This is a genomic window from Streptomyces marokkonensis, assembly GCF_008312835.1.
Lineage (GTDB): Bacteria > Actinomycetota > Actinomycetes > Streptomycetales > Streptomycetaceae > Streptomyces > Streptomyces marokkonensis_A.
In genome coordinates, this window is the sequence record NZ_VSKS01000003.1 from 225,625 (window position 1) to 240,714 (window position 15,090).

A 15,090-nucleotide genomic window follows, 5' to 3' on the forward strand; every position below is an offset into this window, starting at 1 on the left:
TATTTCGACTTTCCACCCTTTTACGGATCATGCCTGCCGGGTCGCTCCGGGGCATGCGCGGACGGGCATACGGGTGCCGGTGAAGCTGATCGATTGCGATGTCGAGTGCGATAGCGGATGAATCCGGGGCAACGGGAGCTTGTCGTCGACAATGCCACGGATCGTCGCCGGGCGCCCCCGCCACGGGAGGACTCGGCCCGTTTTCCGCAAGCCGAACGGCCCTGCAGCCCTCCTTGTGAACGGAGGCCGGGCGACTGGGCGTCCCGTCCGTGCGAGGATCAGGGAGTCACGGAAAGACAACGGAAGGCACATCGTGGCTGAGCAGCTCTACGCCACCCTGAAGACCAATCACGGCGACATCGAGGTCCGGCTCTTCCCGAACCACGCGCCGATCACGGTCAAGAACTTCGTCGAGCTCGCCAAGGGCGAGCGGGAGTGGACCCACCCCCAGACCGGTAAGAAGTCCACGGACAAGCTCTACGACGGCACGGTCTTCCACCGGGTGATCAGTGGCTTCATGATCCAGGGCGGGGACCCGCTGGGCAACGGCACCGGTGGACCCGGCTACCAGTTCGAAGACGAGTTCCACCCGGACCTGCGCTTCGACAAGCCCTACCTGCTGGCGATGGCCAACGCCGGTCCGGGCACCAACGGCTCGCAGTTCTTCATCACCGTCTCCCCGACGGCGTGGCTGAACCGCAAGCACACCATCTTCGGTGAGGTCACCGACGCCGCGAGCCAGAAGGTCATCGACACCATCGCGTCGACGCAGACCAACCCGCGCACCGACCGCCCGCTGAACGACGTGGTGATCGAGGCGGTCGAGATCCGCGAGGGCTGAGTACCTCGTCCCCTCCCCGGGGTGCGAAAAGCCCGTGAAGGGAACCAAACGCCCCGCTCGTCCGTAAGGATGGGCGGGGCGGGGCTTTTCCACACGACCTAGGGGATCCCATGGACGACCAGGCTGCCGGCAGCCCGCAGGACGCCCGGAGCGTCCCCGTCTGCTATCGCCACCCGGACCGCGAGACCGGTATCCGCTGCACCCGGTGCGAGCGGCCGATCTGCCCCGAGTGCATGGTCGACGCCTCGGTCGGCTTCCAGTGCCCGGACTGCGTCCGCGGCGGTTCGGGCACGGGGCACTCGCCCACGGCCTCCATGCCCCGCACGATCGCCGGCGGAACCGTCGCCGCCGACCCCCGGCTCGTGACCAAGATCCTCCTGGGGATCAATCTCGCGGTGTTCCTCGCCGTGCAGATCCGGTCGTCGCTGCTGTCCGAGCTGTATCTCATCGGCGAGTGGCCGCCGGCGCCGTTCCTGCCGACCCAGGGTGTGGCCGAGGGTGAGTGGTACCGCCTGGTCACCTCGATGTTCACGCACGAGGAGATCTGGCACATCGGCTTCAACATGCTCGGCCTGTGGTGGCTCGGCAGCATGCTGGAGGAGGCCCTCGGACGCGCCCGCTATCTGGCGCTCTATCTGATCTCGGGTCTGGCGGGCAGCGCGCTGACCTACCTGCTGGCGTCGGGGACCACGGCCTCGCTCGGCGCGTCCGGCGCCATCTTCGGGCTGTTCGGTGCGACCGCGGTACTGATGCGACGGCGCCGTTACGACATGCGGCCGGTCGTCGCCCTGCTGGTGATCAACCTGATCTTCACCTTCGGCTGGAACGACATCGCCTGGCAGGCTCACATCGGAGGGCTCGTCGCCGGTGTCGTGATCGGGTACGCCATGGTCCACGCCCCGCGGGAGCGGCGGGCGCTGGTGCAGTACGGCACGTGTGCGCTGGTGCTCGCCGTGATCGTCCTGATGACCGTGTTGAGGACGGCGCAGCTCACCTGAGCCCCACGTTTGTCCACAGACGGTGCCGGATCTTGTGCATAGGGTGGGTGACGGGGCGCACCCTGGGTGATCGACCTGCGTTTATGCAGGTCAGGCCGTGTGCGAACGTAGTTTCGATTGCCGGTATTCCTGTCACACCGGCGTCAACCTCCGGAGGGTTATCCACAGATCGAGTTGCCTATCCACATGTGGACAAGGCCTGTGGATAACTCAGGGGATAACCCTGCCCAGAGCTGCGGACAGCTCTGGGCAGAGCAGCGCTCACCGTGCGGCGGGCGCTACTTCCACTGGGTCGAGACGCCGAATCCGGCGGCGATGAAGCCGAAGCCCACCACGATGTTCCAGTTGCCCAGGGCGTCGATGGGCAGCGAGCCGTCGGTGACGTAGAAGACGACGATCCAGGCCAGGCCGATGAGGAACAGAGCCAGCATCACCGGCGCGACCCAGGCACGGTTGGTCAACTTGAGGGCGGTCGCCTGCTTCGCCGCCGGCGGCGTGTAGTCGGCCTTCTTGCGGATACGTGACTTCGGCACGAGGGTCTCTCCTGTCGATGCGCTGCGTGGCCGCGCAGGGAACTGGGTCGGGCTCGGGGGCAGCGTACAAGGGGACTCCGAGCGCTCCCCCGGGCGTCCGTTAGCGTAGTGCTTCCGCGGCGCAGAAGGAGATAAGGGTACGTTGAGCAATTCTGCCGACTTCCCCGGACCGGAATCCAGTCCTGCCCGCCGGCGCCGTGTCCGGCCCGTGCGGATCCTCACCGCGGGTGTCTTCGCCCTGGCGGGGCTCATCTTCTTCACCAGCTTCGACACGGCCAAGGGCACCAACATCCGCACGGACGCCTCGCTGCTGAAGCTCTCCGACCTGATCCACGAGCGCAGCCGCAAGAACGGCGAGCTCGACGAGTCCAACGGCGCGTTGCGCGAGGACATCGAGTCCCTCGCCGAGCGCGACGACGGCAGCACCCGGGCCGAGGACGACAAGCTGGCCGACCTGGAGAGGCGCGCCGGTACGCAGAAGCTCAAGGGTGAGGCGATCACGGTCACCCTGAACGACGCCCCGCCGGACGCCACCGCCAAGCTCCCCGGCTATCCCGAGCCGCAGCCCGACTACCTGGTCATCCACCAGCAGGACCTGCAGGCCGTGGTGAACGCGATGTGGCAGGGCGGCGCCGAGGGCATCAAGGTCATGGACCAGCGGCTCATCTCCACCAGCGCGGTGCGTTGCGTCGGCAACACCCTGATCCTCCAGGGCCGCGTCTACTCACCGCCGTACAGGATCACGGCGGTCGGGGACCCGGAGAAGCTGAAGAAGGCGCTCGCGGCCTCGCCGGCCATCCAGAACTACATGGTGTACGTCAACGTCTACGGGCTCGGCTGGAAGGTCGAGGACGAGGGGACCGTGACACTGCCCGGCTACTCCGGCACGGTGGACCTGCACTACGCGAAGCCCGTCGAGTAGAGGCGGTACGCCCCACGGCGCCGTTGTTTCACGTGGAACATGCGCCGGCATCGAGGCGATCGGCCCCGCGCCCCGTACATGTGGGTACACGCGGCCGGGCTCGTACGGACGTCGCACACCCTGTGGAGGCCGGGAAACCGGAGGGTCGCGCCGTTAGTCTGTTGGCGTACGGCGTGGGTCTGGTGCCGTGGTACGACGGAAGGGACGGCATGTACAGCTGGATCTGGCGGCATCTGCCGGGCAATGGATGGGTGCGGACACTCATCTCACTGGTACTGATCGTCGCCGTGGTCTACGTCCTCTTCCAGTACGTCTTTCCGTGGGCCGAGCCGCTGCTGCCCTTCAACGATGTGACGGTGGACAACCAGTGAGCGCGCGCATTCTCGTCGTCGACAACTACGACAGCTTCGTCTTCAACCTGGTCCAGTACCTGTACCAGCTGGGCGCCGAGTGCGAGGTCCTGCGCAACGACGAGGTGTCGACGGAGCACGCGCAGGACGGATTCGACGGGGTTCTGCTCTCCCCGGGGCCCGGCACCCCTGAGGAGGCCGGCGTCTGCGTGGACATGGTGCGGCACTGCGCGTCGACCGGGGTGCCGGTCTTCGGCGTCTGTCTCGGCATGCAGTCGATGCAGGTGGCGTACGGCGGCGTGGTGGACCGCGCGCCCGAACTGCTGCACGGCAAGACCTCGCCGGTGACGCACGGGGGCAAGGGCGTCTTCGCCGGCCTGCCCTCCCCGTTCACGGCGACCCGCTACCACTCACTGGCCGCCGAGCCGGCCACGGTGCCGGCGGAGCTGGAGGTCACCGCCCGGACGCCCGACGGCACGGTGATGGGGTTGAGGCACCGTGAACTGCCCGTCGAGGGGGTGCAGTTCCACCCCGAGTCGGTGCTGACCGAACACGGGCACCGGATGCTGGCCAACTGGCTGGTGGAGTGCGGGGACCAGGGCGCGGTGGCGAGGTCGGCGGGGCTCGCCCCGGTGGTGGGCAGGTCCACGGCGTGACCGCGCTGCGCCCCGAGCGCGAGTCCGGCGCCTACGGGGCCGGCGACCAGGGGACCCCGTACGGCGGGCAGCCGTACGGGGCGCCGGGCGCGTACGGGGACGGCTGGTACGACAGCGCGCCGCCCGACTCCTACGGCGGTGCGTCCGCCAGCACCGCGTATCTGCCGCCGGTCGACGAGGAGACCGTGGCGCTGCGCGTCCCGGAGCCGCCGGAGCCGCCGGAGCCGCCGGAGCGGACGGTGCGGGAGGAATCCGCGTCGGCACGGGCTGAGGGCGGCCGGGCGGCCCGCAGGAAGGCCGCCAGGAAGCGCCATGGACGCCGTGGAGGCTCCCGCAGGGCGGTGGAGGCCTCCGGGGCCGTTGAGGGCCGGGAGGGGGCGTCACGGGCCTCTGAGGGGGCCTCCCGGGCACCGCTTTCCCGTGTGGAGGCGCGTCGGCAGGCGCGGGCGCGCAAGGCGAGTCCGGCGGTCGTCGCCAGCCGGGCCATCGGCGAGGTGTTCATCACCTGCGGCGTGCTGATGCTGCTGTTCGTCACCTACCAGTTGTGGTGGACGAACGTGCGGGCGCAGGCGCAGGCCGGCAAGGAGGTCAGCGACCTCCAGAACGACTGGGCGAACGGCGAGCGGAAGCCGGGGGCGTTCGAGCCGGGGCAGGGCTTCGCACTGCTGCACATCCCCACGCTGGACGTGGTGGTGCCGATCGCGGAGGGCATCAACAGCAAGAAGGTGCTCGACCGGGGCATGGTGGGCCACTACGCGGAGGGCGCGCTGAAGACGGCGATGCCGGACGCGAGGACCGGCAACTTCGGGCTCGCGGGCCACCGCAACACGCACGGGGAGCCGTTCCGGTACATCAACCGGCTGGAGCCGGGCGACCCGATCGTCGTGGAGACGCAGAACGAGTACTTCGTCTACAAGATGGCGTCCATGCTGCCGGTGACCTCCCCGAGCAACGTGAGCGTCCTCGACCCGGTGCCGAAGGGGTCGGGCTTCACCGGGCCGGGCCGCTACATCACGCTGACCACGTGCACCCCGGAGTTCACCAGCAAGTACCGCTTGATCGTCTGGGGCAAGATGGTCGAGGAACGGCCGCGCAGCAAGGGCAAGCCGGATGCGCTCGTCAGTTAAGGGCAGAGGAAACGTGGCAGCGACCGCCGACGACACCGAACAGCACACCGACCCGCCCGCGTCCTCGCCGCCGCGGGCGCGCCGCCGTATGGGGCCGGTGGCCGTGGTGGTCAGCTTCTTCGGGGAACTCCTCATCACCGCGGGCCTGGTGCTCGGCCTGTTCGTCGTCTACTCGCTGTGGTGGACGAACGTCGTGGCGGACCGCGCGGCGGACAAGCAGGCGGACAAGGTGCGGGACTCCTGGGCCCGGGAGTCCGGCGACGGCGGCGGCAGCGGCGCGCCCGCGTCCTACGACAGCAGGAACGGCATCGGTTTCCTGTACGTGCCCGCGATGACCGGCGACCAGATCCTCGTCGAGAAGGGCACGTCGATGAAGGTCCTCAACGACGGCGTCGCCGGCTATTACACCGACCCCGTGAAGGCGACCCTGCCGACCTCCGGCAAGGAGGGCAACTTCTCCCTGGCGGCCCACCGGGACGGCCACGGCGCGAAGTTCCACGGCATCCACAGGATCGAGAAGGGCGACCCGATCGTCTTCGAGACGAAGGACACGTGGTACGTCTACAAGACCTACGCGATCCTCCCCGAGACCTCGAAGTACAACGTGGACGTCCTCTCGAAGATCCCGAAGGAGTCCGGCAGGAAGAAGGCCGGCCACTACATCACGCTGACCACCTGCACGCCCGTGTACACCAGCAAGTACCGCTACGTCGTCTGGGGCGAACTGGTCCGCACGGAGAAGGTCGACGAGAACCGGACACCGCCGAGGGAACTGCGCTGACGCCCCGCGGGGCGATCCGCGACGCACGGGAGCCCCGGCCCTCCGAGAAGAGGGCCGGGGCTCCCGTGCGTGCGGGGTGGTGCGGGTCAGTCGTCCTCGTTGCCGCCGGTCAGGCCGCCGAAGATGCCGCCGTTGTTGCCCCCGTTGTCACCGCCCTGGTCCGCGGTGAACAGGGTGACCGCCGAGCCCTTCTCCACCTGCGTGCCCTGGGGCGGGTTGGAGCCGAAGACGCGGGAGTTGGGGTCCTGGGAGCCGGCGACGTTGCCGACCGCCAGTCCGGCCTGCTGGAGCATCTTCTGGGCGTCCTTGAGGGTCTGGCCGTTCACGTTCGGCACGGCGACCTGCTGGTTCTGCTTGGCCTTGCCGACCACGATCTGGACCTGGGAGTTCTTGTCGACCTGGGTGTTCGCGGCCGGGGTGGTGCGGAGGACCTTGCCGACCTGGTTCGGGTCGTCGGTCTCCTCCTCGGTGCAGTTGCCGGTGAGGCTGTTGGCCGTCATCTGCGCCTTGGCCTCGTCACAGGTCTTGCCGATGACGTCCGGGACCGTGGACTTGGCCTCTTCCTTGGCGACGGTGAGGGTGACGGTGGTGCCCTTCTCCACCTCCTCGCCGAGACCCGGGTCCTGCTTGAGGACGGTGCCCGGCTCCTCGGCGTTCACCTCCTCCTTGACCTCGACGACGAACTCGTACTTCTCGCCCTCGAGTTCGGCCTTGGCCTCTTCGAGGCTGTCGCCGACGACGCTCGGCACCGCCACCTTCGGCGCGCCGGTGGAGACCACCAGGCTGACCGTGGACTCCTTCTGGACCTTCGTGCCGGCCGCCGGGTTCTGCGAGCAGATCTTGCCCTTGCTCTGGTTCTCGCAGGGCTTCTCCTCGAAGCTGAGCTTCACGTCCCCGTTGACGGCCAGTTTCTCGGCGTTGGCCTTGGTCTCACCGACGAAGTTCGGGGCCGCGACGGTGTCGTTGCCCACGCCTCCGCTGCCGCTGATGGCCCAGCGGCCGATCAGGATCGCACCGATGAGGACCAGGACACCCGCCACGACCAGCAATATCGTCGAGGTGTTGTTCTTCTTCGGCGGGCGCCGCCGGCTCTGGCGGTCGTCGTAGCCGAAGCCGCCGTCGTCCGGGTTCATGGGCGGCAGCATCGAGGTCGCGGCACCGGCGCCCGCGTCCGAGCGCAGCGCCGTCGTCGGCTGGTCGTCGCCGTAGCCGCCGTAGCCGACCGCACCCAGCGCGGCGGTCGCCGCGACGGGCTGGCCGTCGAGGCAGGCCTCGATGTCGGCGCGCATCTCGTCGGCCGACTGGTACCGGTAGTCGGGGTCCTTGACCAGCGCCTTCAGCACGATCGCGTCCATCTCGGGCGTGATCTCGGGGTCGAAGACGCTCGGCGGCTGCGGCTCCTCCCGTACGTGCTGGTAGGCGACCGCGACCGGGGAGTCGCCCACGAAGGGCGGGCGGACGGTCAGCAGCTCGTACAGCAGGCAGCCGGTGGAGTAGAGGTCGGAACGCGCGTCGACCTGCTCGCCCTTGGCCTGCTCCGGCGAGAGGTACTGCGCGGTTCCGATGACGGCGGCGGTCTGGGTCATCGTCATGCCGGAGTCGCCCATCGCGCGGGCGATGCCGAAGTCCATGACCTTGACCTGGCCGTTGCGCGTCAGCATGACGTTGGCCGGCTTGATGTCACGGTGGACGATGCCGGCCCGGTGGGAGTACTCCAGCGCCTGGAGGATGCCGATGGTCATCTCCAGCGTCCGCTCCGGCAGCAGCTTGCGGCCGCTGTGCAGGAGCTCACGGAGCGTGGAGCCGTCGACGTACTCCATGACGATGTACGGGATGGAGACCCCGTCGATGTAGTCCTCGCCCGTGTCGTAGACCGCGACGATCGCGGGATGGTTGAGCGAGGCGGCCGACTGGGCCTCCCGGCGGAACCGGGCCTGGAAGGACGGGTCGCGCGCGAGATCGGCGCGCAGCGTCTTCACTGCCACGGTGCGGCCGAGGCGGGTGTCGTGCGCGAGGTAGACCTCCGCCATGCCACCGCGACCGAGCACCTGGCCCAGTTCGTACCGGCCGCCGAGGCGACGCGGCTCTTCCATAGCTACCTACCAGCCCTCTCCGTCGGTCCCGGGCGGCACGCTCGTGCCGCCGGAGGCTGCCGTCCGGGCCTACCGTACCCGGCTCGCTTTGTGTGACCTGGCCAAGTACGTCAGCCGATACAGGACCGGTACCGCAACGTGCACCGATGTGAAGCAGACGTGATCGGGGTCACTGCTTGCCCTTGACGACCGCCTCCATGACGCTCTTGGCGATCGGTGCCGCGAGGCCACCGCCGGAGATGTCGCCGCGCACGGCGTTCTCGTCCTCGATGACGACCGCCACGGCCACGGGCGAGCTGCCGTCGTCGCCCTTGGCGTAGGAGATGAACCACGCGTAGGGGTTCTTGCTGTTGTTCTCGCCGTGCTGGGCCGTACCCGTCTTGCCGCCCACCGTGACGCCGGGGATCTGCGCGTTGCGGCCGGTGCCGTCGTTGACGACCGTCTCCATCATCGACTGGAGGATCTGGGCGTTCTTCGCCGACATCGGCTCGCTCAGCGTCTCCGGGTCCGTCTTCTCGATGGTGTCGAGGTTCGGGGCCTGGAGTTCGTCGACCATGTACGGCTTCATCAGGGTGCCGTTGTTGGCGACGGCGGAGGCGACCATGGCCATCTGCAGCGGGGTCGCCGCGGTGTTGAACTGGCCGATGGAGGAGAGCGCGACCTGCGAGGGCTCCATGTTGTCGGAGAACACGGAGGCGCTGGCGCGGACCGGGGTGAACTGCTCCTCGGTGAAGCCGAACTTCTTGGCCGTCTCCAGCATCTTGTCGTTGCCGAGGTCGGCGCCGACCTTGCCGAACACGGTGTTGCAGGACACCCGCAGCGCCTCGCGCAGGGTGGCGTCCTTGCAGGGCAGGTCGCCGTCGTTCTCCAGCTCGGTCCTGGTGCCCGTCATGATCCACGGCAGCGGGGTGTCGGTCTTCTGGTCCGCGTCGTCGACCAGTCCGTGCTCCAGGGCGGCGGCCGCGGTGAGGACCTTGAAGGTGGAGCCGGGCGGGTAGACCTCGCGCAGCGCCCGGTTGAGCATCGGGTCGTCCGGGTTGTTCTTCTTCTGCAGCTTCTTCCACGCCTCGGCGTCCGTGTCGAGGCTGTCGCCGGCGATCGTGGACGGGTCGTACGACGGGAAGGAGGCCAGCGCGAGGATCTTGCCGGTGGATGGCTCGAGCGCGACGACGGAACCCTTGCCGCCCTGCTTCTTCAGCCCCTCGTAGGCGGCCTTCTGCGCGGCGGCGTTGAGGGTCGTGACGACGTTGCCGCCCTCCTTCTTCTTGCCCGTCAGCATGTCGAGCGTGTTGCGGAAGAAGAGGCGGTCGTCGTTGCCGGTGAGGATGCCGTCCTCGATGGACTCCAGCTGGTTGGCGCCGAAGGCCTGGGAGACGAAGCCGGTGACCGGCGCCCACATGGCGCCGTCCTTGTAGGTCCGCTTGTACTTGAAGTCGCCCTTGGTGGTGGTGTGCCCGGTGATGGGCTCGCCGCCGACGATGATGTCGCCGCGCGGCGAGGCGTACCGCTCGATGGCCACGCGGCGGTTGTTCTCGTCGGTCCTCAGCTCGTCGGCCTGGACGTACTGCAGCCAGTTGTCCCGGATGAGCAGGGTGAGGATGAGCAGGCCACAGAAGATCGCGATCCGGCGCAGGGGCTTGTTCACGGGCGGACCACCTGGGTCATCTCGGCGTCGGGGTTGGCGGCGGGTGCGGGGGCCGGTCGGCGCGCGGTGTCGCTGATTCTGAGCAGGATGCCGATCAGCGCCCAGTTGGCGATGACGGAGGAACCGCCGTACGCCAGGAAGGGCATCGTCATACCGGTCAGCGGGATCAGGCCCATGACGCCGCCGGCGACGACGAAGACCTGGAGCGCGAAGGCGCCGGACAGGCCGATGGCGAGGAGCTTGCCGAACGGGTCGCGGGCGGCGAGGGCGGTGCGCACGCCGCGCTCGACGATCAGTGCGTACAGCAGCAGCAGCGCCATCAGGCCGGCCAGGCCCAGTTCCTCGCCGAAGGTGGCGAGGATGAAGTCGGAGTTGGCGGCGAACCGGATGAGCTCGGAGTGGCCCTGGCCCCAGCCGGTGCCGAGGGTGCCGCCGGAGCCGAAGGCCCACAGGGCCTGCATGGCCTGCTCGGAGTGGCCGGCGACGCCCGCGCGGGAGAGCGTGTACTCCTTCATCGGGTCGAGCCAGGCGTCGACGCGCTGCTGGATGTGCGGCTCGAAGCTGGCGACGCCGACGGCGCCGACGGCGGACATCAGCAGACCGAAGACGATCCAGCTGGTCCGCTCGGTGGCGACGTACAGCATGATCACGAACATGCCGAAGAACAGCAGCGAGGTACCGAGGTCGGTCTCGAAGACCAGGATGAGGATCGAGACCATCCAGACGACCAGGATGGGGCCGAGGTCGCGGCCGCGCGGCAGGTACAGCCCCATGAAGCGGCGGCTGGCGAGCGCGAGCGCGTCCCGCTTCACCATCAGGTAGCCGGCGAAGAAGATCGCCAGGACGATCTTGGCGAACTCACCGGGCTGGATGGAGAAGCTGCCGACCTGGATCCAGATCTTGGCGCCGTAGATGTTCCGGCCGAGGCCCGGCACCAGCGGCAGCAGCAGCAGGAACAGCGCCCCGACCATGGAGATGTAGGTGTAGCGCTGCAGGACGCGGTGGTCCTTGAGGAAGATCAGTACGCCGACGAACAGGGCGATGCCCATCGCGGTGTACATCAGCTGCCGGGGCGCGGCCGTGCCGGCCTGGCCGATCTTCTGCAGCAGCTCGGACTGGTCGAGACGCCAGATGGCGACGAGTCCGAGCCCGTTGAGCAGGGTGGCCAGCGGCAGCATCAGCGGGTCCGCGTACGGGGCGAACTTCCGTACGGCGAGATGGCCGACGCCCGCCAGCAGGCCGAGGCCGAGACCGTAGCTCAGCAGTCCGGCGGGCACCTCGTCGTTGAGGGCCAGTCCCACGTTGGCGTAGGCGAAGACCGGGATGACGACGGCGAACACCAGGAGCGCGAGCTCGGTGTTGCGGCGGCTGGGTGCGCCGATCGCACCGATCGTGGACGTGTGCTGCGTCGACGGGTTCGTAGTACTGCTCATCGTGTGACAGGGCCTCTCACGGCTTGCCTACTGCTTACCGCACAGCGAGACGACCTTCTGCTCTTCCTCCGAGAGGCTGGGGCCGGGGCTGGGAGTGGGTGCGGTCGTGGACGGGGGCGTGGACTGCTCCGGGGCCTTCGTCGAGCCCGAGGGGGTCGGCGTCGGCGAGGCCTTGGACGTGAAGGAGACGGGTGTGGTTCCCGTGGTGCCTCCGGCCTCGCCCTCACCGGTCGTCGCGTTCTTCTCGCTCTCGGCGGCGCGCCGCTCGGCCTGCTTCCTGCACGCCGAGGCCTGCACCGACAGTTCCTCGATCTTCTCCCGCGCGCCGTAGAGGTCGCCCTCGACGATCGTCGCCTCGACCAGCTTCCGCTGGTACGGCGGCAGGTACTTGAGTTCGATCTCGGGGTGGTCCTTCTCGACCTCCGAGAGCGAGACCCAGGCGAGGTCCTGGTTGATGCCCCGGTACAGCGCGACGTGCTCGTCCTTGGTGCCGACGTAGTACTGCGTCTGGGTCCAGCGCCAGCCGCCGTACAGGCCGCCGCCGAGGACGGCGAGCGCGAGCAGGCCGTACACGGACCGCTTGAGCCACCTGCGGTTCCTGGCGGGCTTGACGAAGTCGTCGTCGCCGTAGTCGAAGCCGTCGGTGGGGATGAAGCCGGTGACGTCGCCGCTGCCGGGCGGGCCGAACTCGCCGCCGCCCTGGGAGCGCCGGCGGCCGAGTCCGGAGGCGCGGCCGGCCGGGGTCTGCATGATGCCGTTGTCGTGGAGCTGGTTCTGGTTCTCGGCGACCGCGCCCACCACCACCGGGGTGTCGGACAGCTGCCCGGCGAGGGTGTCACCGGTGTCGAGGTCCAGGACGTCGGCGACGATCACGGTGATGTTGTCGGGGCCGCCGCCGCGCAGCGCCAGTTCGATCAGGTTCTGGACGGTCTCCTCGGGGCCCTGGTAGCTGGCCAGGGCGTCCTCGAGGGTCTGGTGGGAGACCACGCCGGACAGACCGTCGGAGCAGATCAGGTACCGGTCACCGGCCCGCACCTCGCGGATCGACAGGTCGGGCTCGACGTGCTCGCCGCTGCCGAGGGCCCGCATCAGCAGGGAGCGCTGCGGGTGGGTGGTCGCCTCCTCCTCGGTGATCCGGCCCTCGTCGACCAGACGCTGCACCCAGGTGTGGTCCTGGGTGATCTGGGTGAGGACACCGTCGCGCAGGAGGTAGGCGCGGGAGTCGCCGACGTGCACCATGCCGAGGCGCTGACCGGTCCACAGCAGGGCGGTGAGGGTGGTGCCCATGCCCTCGAGCTGGGGGTCCTCCTCGACCATCATGCGCAGCTGGTCGTTGGCCCGCTGGACGGCGGTGCCGAGGGAGGTGAGCAGGTCGGAGCCGGGGACGTCGTCGTCGAGCGCGACGATGGTGGAGATCGCCTCGGAGGAGGCGACCTCGCCGGCCGCGGCACCGCCCATGCCGTCGGCGATGGCGAGCAGGCGGGGACCGGCGTAACCGGAGTCCTCGTTGCCCTCCCGGATCATGCCCTTGTGCGATCCGGCGGCGAAGCGCAGGGACAGACTCATGCGCACCTCGCCCGTCGGCTCCGGGTACAGCCGGTCGTGTCGAGCCACACTGCCCACCCTCCGGTCGGGAGCGCGCCGGGGCCCTGGATGGGGGCCCCTACCGCGTGCTCGCTCCGCTCGCGCTCATTCATTGGTGTAGCACTACTTCCGCAGCTCGATGACGGTCTTGCCGATGCGGATCGGTGCGCCCAGCGAGATCGGTGTGGGGGTCGTCAGCCGGGTCCGGTCCAGGTAGGTGCCGTTGGTGGAGCCCAGGTCCTCGACGATCCACTGGCCGTCGCGGTCCGGGTAGATCCTGGCATGGCGGCTGGAGGCGTAGTCGTCGTCCAGCACGATCGTGCTGTCGTGCGCCCGGCCCAGGGTGATGGTCTGGCCCTGGAGGGCGACGGTGGTGCCGGTGAGGGTGCCCTCGGTCACGACCAGCTTGGTGGGGGTGTTGCGGCCGCGGCGCCCGCCGCCGGACTGCTGGCGCTGCTGCGGCGGTGCCTGGCGCGCGGCCTGCTGCGCCCGGCCGGAGTCCCGCCGGGATCCGCGCTGGGTGACGCGGGTGCCGAACAGGTCACTACGGATGACCTGCACGGCCACGATCACGAACAGCCACAGTACGGCCAGGAACCCCAGCCGCATGACCGTGAGGGTCAGCTCTGACATTGCCCCCGCTTCACCCTTCGGCTTGCCTATAGATAACGGTGGTGCTGCCCACGACGATCCGCGAGCCGTCGCGGAGCGTAGCGCGGGTGGTGTGCTGTCCGTCCACCACGATGCCGTTGGTGGATCCGAGATCCTGGATCGTCGAGGGCGTTCCGGTCCGGATCTCGCAGTGCCGGCGGGAGACGCCGGGGTCGTCGATCCGCACGTCGGCGTCGGTGCTGCGGCCCATCACCAGGGTGGCCCGGGAGATCTGGTGGCGGGTGCCGTTGATCTCGATCCAGTAGCGGGTGCGTCCGCCGGGCGCGGGTGCGGCGGGGGGCCGCTGACCGCCCGCGGGCTGCGGGTAGCCGTAACCACCGGGCCTGCCGCCGGGGGGCGGCGCCGCGGGCATCGGCGGGGCGCCCGCGGGGCCGGCGGGCGGGTAGCCGTAGCCACCGGGACGGCCGGCCGGCGGGGCGCCGGCGGGACCCGCGGCTCCGGGCGCCTGGCTGGCGGAGGAGGCGAGCGTACGGCTGCGCACCCGGTACAGGCCGGTGTCGAGGTCCTCGGCCTTCTCCAGGTGCACCTTGATGGGGCCCATGAAGGTGTAGCGCTGCTGCTTGGCGTAGTCGCGCACCATGCCGGCGAGCTCGTCGCCGAGCTGTCCGGAGTACGGGCTGAGCCGCTCGAAGTCCGGGGTGCTCAGTTCGACGATGAAGTCGTTGGGTACGACGGTGCGGTCGCGGTTCCAGATGGTGGCGTTGTTGTCGCACTCCCGCTGGAGCGCTCCCGCGATCTCCACGGGCTGCACCTCGGACTTGAACACCTTGGCGAAGGTGCCGTTGACCAGACCTTCGAGACGCTGCTCGAACTTCTTCAGGACTCCCATGGGGCACCTCCTCCGTCGCCGCTGTCCTGTGTACTGCCCCGTGCACCGTTTTGTGCACCGCTTACCTGGTACTGCTTACTGATCGTATCCACGCGCCGCTCGATCGGCTGGTTCCCCCTGTCCGCCCGGTCGACGGGTGTCGACGCCCTGACGAAGTTCCCTCCGGGACTCCCCTTCGAACTCCTTGGGCCGTGCTCGTGCGCGTCGTGCTGCCATGGATCGTAGAGGGGGCCGAAGACCAGTGTCCCGCACCCGGCTGTGGACGCCGTCCGGCTCCTGGGGAGACGGGGGCTACCGGTACGAGGTTGATACGTGAAGCGGGCGCCGTCGTTGCACGGCGCGCCCCGGACGGGGCCGGCGGGCGGCGGCCTCCGGCCGGTCGCGGGAGGTCGCGGGAGGCCGGCCGGTGGTGGAGGAAAGGGATGTGAATCCACCCCGACCAGCGTGCTAATGTTCTGGGTGTCGGAAGGCGCAAGGCCCCACGGGGCAAGGGCTCGAAGACACACCCAATGCGCGGGTGGCGGAATAGGCAGACGCGCTGGATTCAGGTTCCAGTGCCCGCAAGGGCGTGGGGGTTCAACTCCCCCCTCGCGCACCACGAGAACCGATGAAACGGGTCTCGGCCG

Annotated in this window: 14 protein-coding genes and 1 tRNA gene; 8 read left to right on the top strand and 7 right to left on the bottom strand. The window is 69.1% G+C overall.

The window, feature by feature from the left end; genetic code table 11:
- The first annotated feature begins 313 nt into the window (after window positions 1-313).
- Window positions 314-841: a peptidylprolyl isomerase gene (locus F1615_RS06665; protein WP_149547937.1), complete on the top strand. Its 528-nt coding sequence runs from the start codon at window positions 314-316 to the stop codon at window positions 839-841.
- Window positions 842-951: 110 nt separating this feature from the next.
- Entirely contained in the window at window positions 952-1,839 is an 888-nt protein-coding gene (locus F1615_RS06670) for a rhomboid family intramembrane serine protease (RefSeq protein ID WP_149547938.1), read from the top strand.
- 278 nt (window positions 1,840-2,117) lie between these two features.
- Here the strand turns inward: F1615_RS06670 and crgA are convergent, their stop codons facing one another.
- Complete coding sequence (gene crgA / locus F1615_RS06675) at window positions 2,118-2,372, bottom strand: cell division protein CrgA (protein WP_149547939.1); 255 nt, start codon at window positions 2,370-2,372, stop codon at window positions 2,118-2,120.
- A 142-nt stretch (window positions 2,373-2,514) separates the two neighbouring features.
- On the opposite strand from crgA, the gene F1615_RS06680 reads away from it, so the two are divergent.
- The 5 genes from F1615_RS06680 (at window position 2,515) to F1615_RS06700 (ending at window position 6,208) form a co-directional block, all read left to right on the top strand.
- Complete coding sequence (locus F1615_RS06680; protein ID WP_149547940.1) at window positions 2,515-3,294, top strand: DUF881 domain-containing protein; 780 nt, start codon at window positions 2,515-2,517, stop codon at window positions 3,292-3,294.
- Between the two features lie 209 nt (window positions 3,295-3,503).
- Window positions 3,504-3,665, top strand: a complete 162-nt coding sequence (locus F1615_RS06685; RefSeq protein WP_208818263.1) for a hypothetical protein — start codon at window positions 3,504-3,506, stop codon at window positions 3,663-3,665.
- Window positions 3,662-4,300, top strand: a complete 639-nt coding sequence (locus F1615_RS06690; RefSeq protein WP_149547942.1) for an aminodeoxychorismate/anthranilate synthase component II — start codon at window positions 3,662-3,664, stop codon at window positions 4,298-4,300. The genes F1615_RS06685 and F1615_RS06690 overlap by 4 nt, the downstream gene beginning before the upstream one ends.
- A complete protein-coding gene (locus F1615_RS06695; protein WP_149547943.1) occupies window positions 4,297-5,427 on the top strand; it encodes a class E sortase in 1,131 nt (376 codons plus the stop codon). Before F1615_RS06690 ends, F1615_RS06695 begins: the two co-directional genes overlap by 4 nt.
- Window positions 5,428-5,440: 13 nt before the next feature.
- The gene (locus F1615_RS06700; protein ID WP_167533679.1) at window positions 5,441-6,208 is read left to right on the top strand and encodes a class E sortase; all 768 of its coding nucleotides are present in this window, start codon (window positions 5,441-5,443) and stop codon (window positions 6,206-6,208) included.
- An 86-nt stretch (window positions 6,209-6,294) separates the two neighbouring features.
- Here F1615_RS06700 and pknB read toward each other — a convergent pair whose 3' ends face one another.
- The 6 genes from pknB to F1615_RS06735 form a co-directional block, all read right to left on the bottom strand.
- Window positions 6,295-8,301 carry a Stk1 family PASTA domain-containing Ser/Thr kinase gene (gene pknB / locus F1615_RS06705; RefSeq protein WP_149547945.1) on the bottom strand — a complete coding sequence of 669 codons (2,007 nt, stop codon included), beginning with the start codon at window positions 8,299-8,301 and terminating at the stop codon, window positions 6,295-6,297.
- A gap of 169 nt (window positions 8,302-8,470) precedes the next feature.
- A complete protein-coding gene (locus tag F1615_RS06715; protein ID WP_149547946.1) occupies window positions 8,471-9,946 on the bottom strand; it encodes a peptidoglycan D,D-transpeptidase FtsI family protein in 1,476 nt (491 codons plus the stop codon).
- On the bottom strand, window positions 9,943-11,379 hold the full coding sequence (locus F1615_RS06720) for an FtsW/RodA/SpoVE family cell cycle protein (protein WP_149547947.1): 1,437 nt from the start codon (window positions 11,377-11,379) through the stop codon (window positions 9,943-9,945). The genes F1615_RS06715 and F1615_RS06720 overlap by 4 nt, the downstream gene beginning before the upstream one ends.
- Window positions 11,380-11,406: 27 nt before the next feature.
- Window positions 11,407-12,945, bottom strand: a complete 1,539-nt coding sequence (locus F1615_RS06725) for a Stp1/IreP family PP2C-type Ser/Thr phosphatase (RefSeq protein WP_149548226.1) — start codon at window positions 12,943-12,945, stop codon at window positions 11,407-11,409.
- Between the two features lie 141 nt (window positions 12,946-13,086).
- Window positions 13,087-13,596 (bottom strand): FHA domain-containing protein FhaB/FipA, encoded by a 510-nt coding sequence (locus F1615_RS06730; RefSeq protein WP_037938256.1) that lies wholly within the window; start codon window positions 13,594-13,596, stop codon window positions 13,087-13,089.
- Between the two features lie 10 nt (window positions 13,597-13,606).
- Window positions 13,607-14,464, bottom strand: coding sequence for an FhaA domain-containing protein (locus F1615_RS06735; RefSeq protein WP_149547948.1), 858 nt, complete (start codon window positions 14,462-14,464; stop codon window positions 13,607-13,609).
- A gap of 511 nt (window positions 14,465-14,975) precedes the next feature.
- Here F1615_RS06735 and F1615_RS06740 point away from each other — a divergent pair.
- Window positions 14,976-15,062 (top strand) — tRNA-Leu (locus tag F1615_RS06740).
- Window positions 15,063-15,090 lie beyond the last annotated feature (28 nt).

Bases quoted from the DNA above. Each gene is read 5' to 3' on its own strand.
- F1615_RS06670 (WP_149547938.1), top strand. From the start codon at position 952: ATGGACGACCAGGCTGCCGGCAGCCCGCAGGACGCCCGGAGCGTCCCC.
- F1615_RS06685 (WP_208818263.1), top strand. From the start codon at position 3,504: ATGTACAGCTGGATCTGGCGGCATCTGCCGGGCAATGGATGGGTGCGG.
- pknB (WP_149547945.1), bottom strand. From the start codon at position 8,301: ATGGAAGAGCCGCGTCGCCTCGGCGGCCGGTACGAACTGGGCCAGGTG.
- F1615_RS06720 (WP_149547947.1), bottom strand. From the start codon at position 11,379: ATGAGCAGTACTACGAACCCGTCGACGCAGCACACGTCCACGATCGGT.
- F1615_RS06725 (WP_149548226.1), bottom strand. From the start codon at position 12,945: ATGAGTCTGTCCCTGCGCTTCGCCGCCGGATCGCACAAGGGCATGATC.
- F1615_RS06730 (WP_037938256.1), bottom strand. From the start codon at position 13,596: ATGTCAGAGCTGACCCTCACGGTCATGCGGCTGGGGTTCCTGGCCGTA.
- F1615_RS06735 (WP_149547948.1), bottom strand. From the start codon at position 14,464: ATGGGAGTCCTGAAGAAGTTCGAGCAGCGTCTCGAAGGTCTGGTCAAC.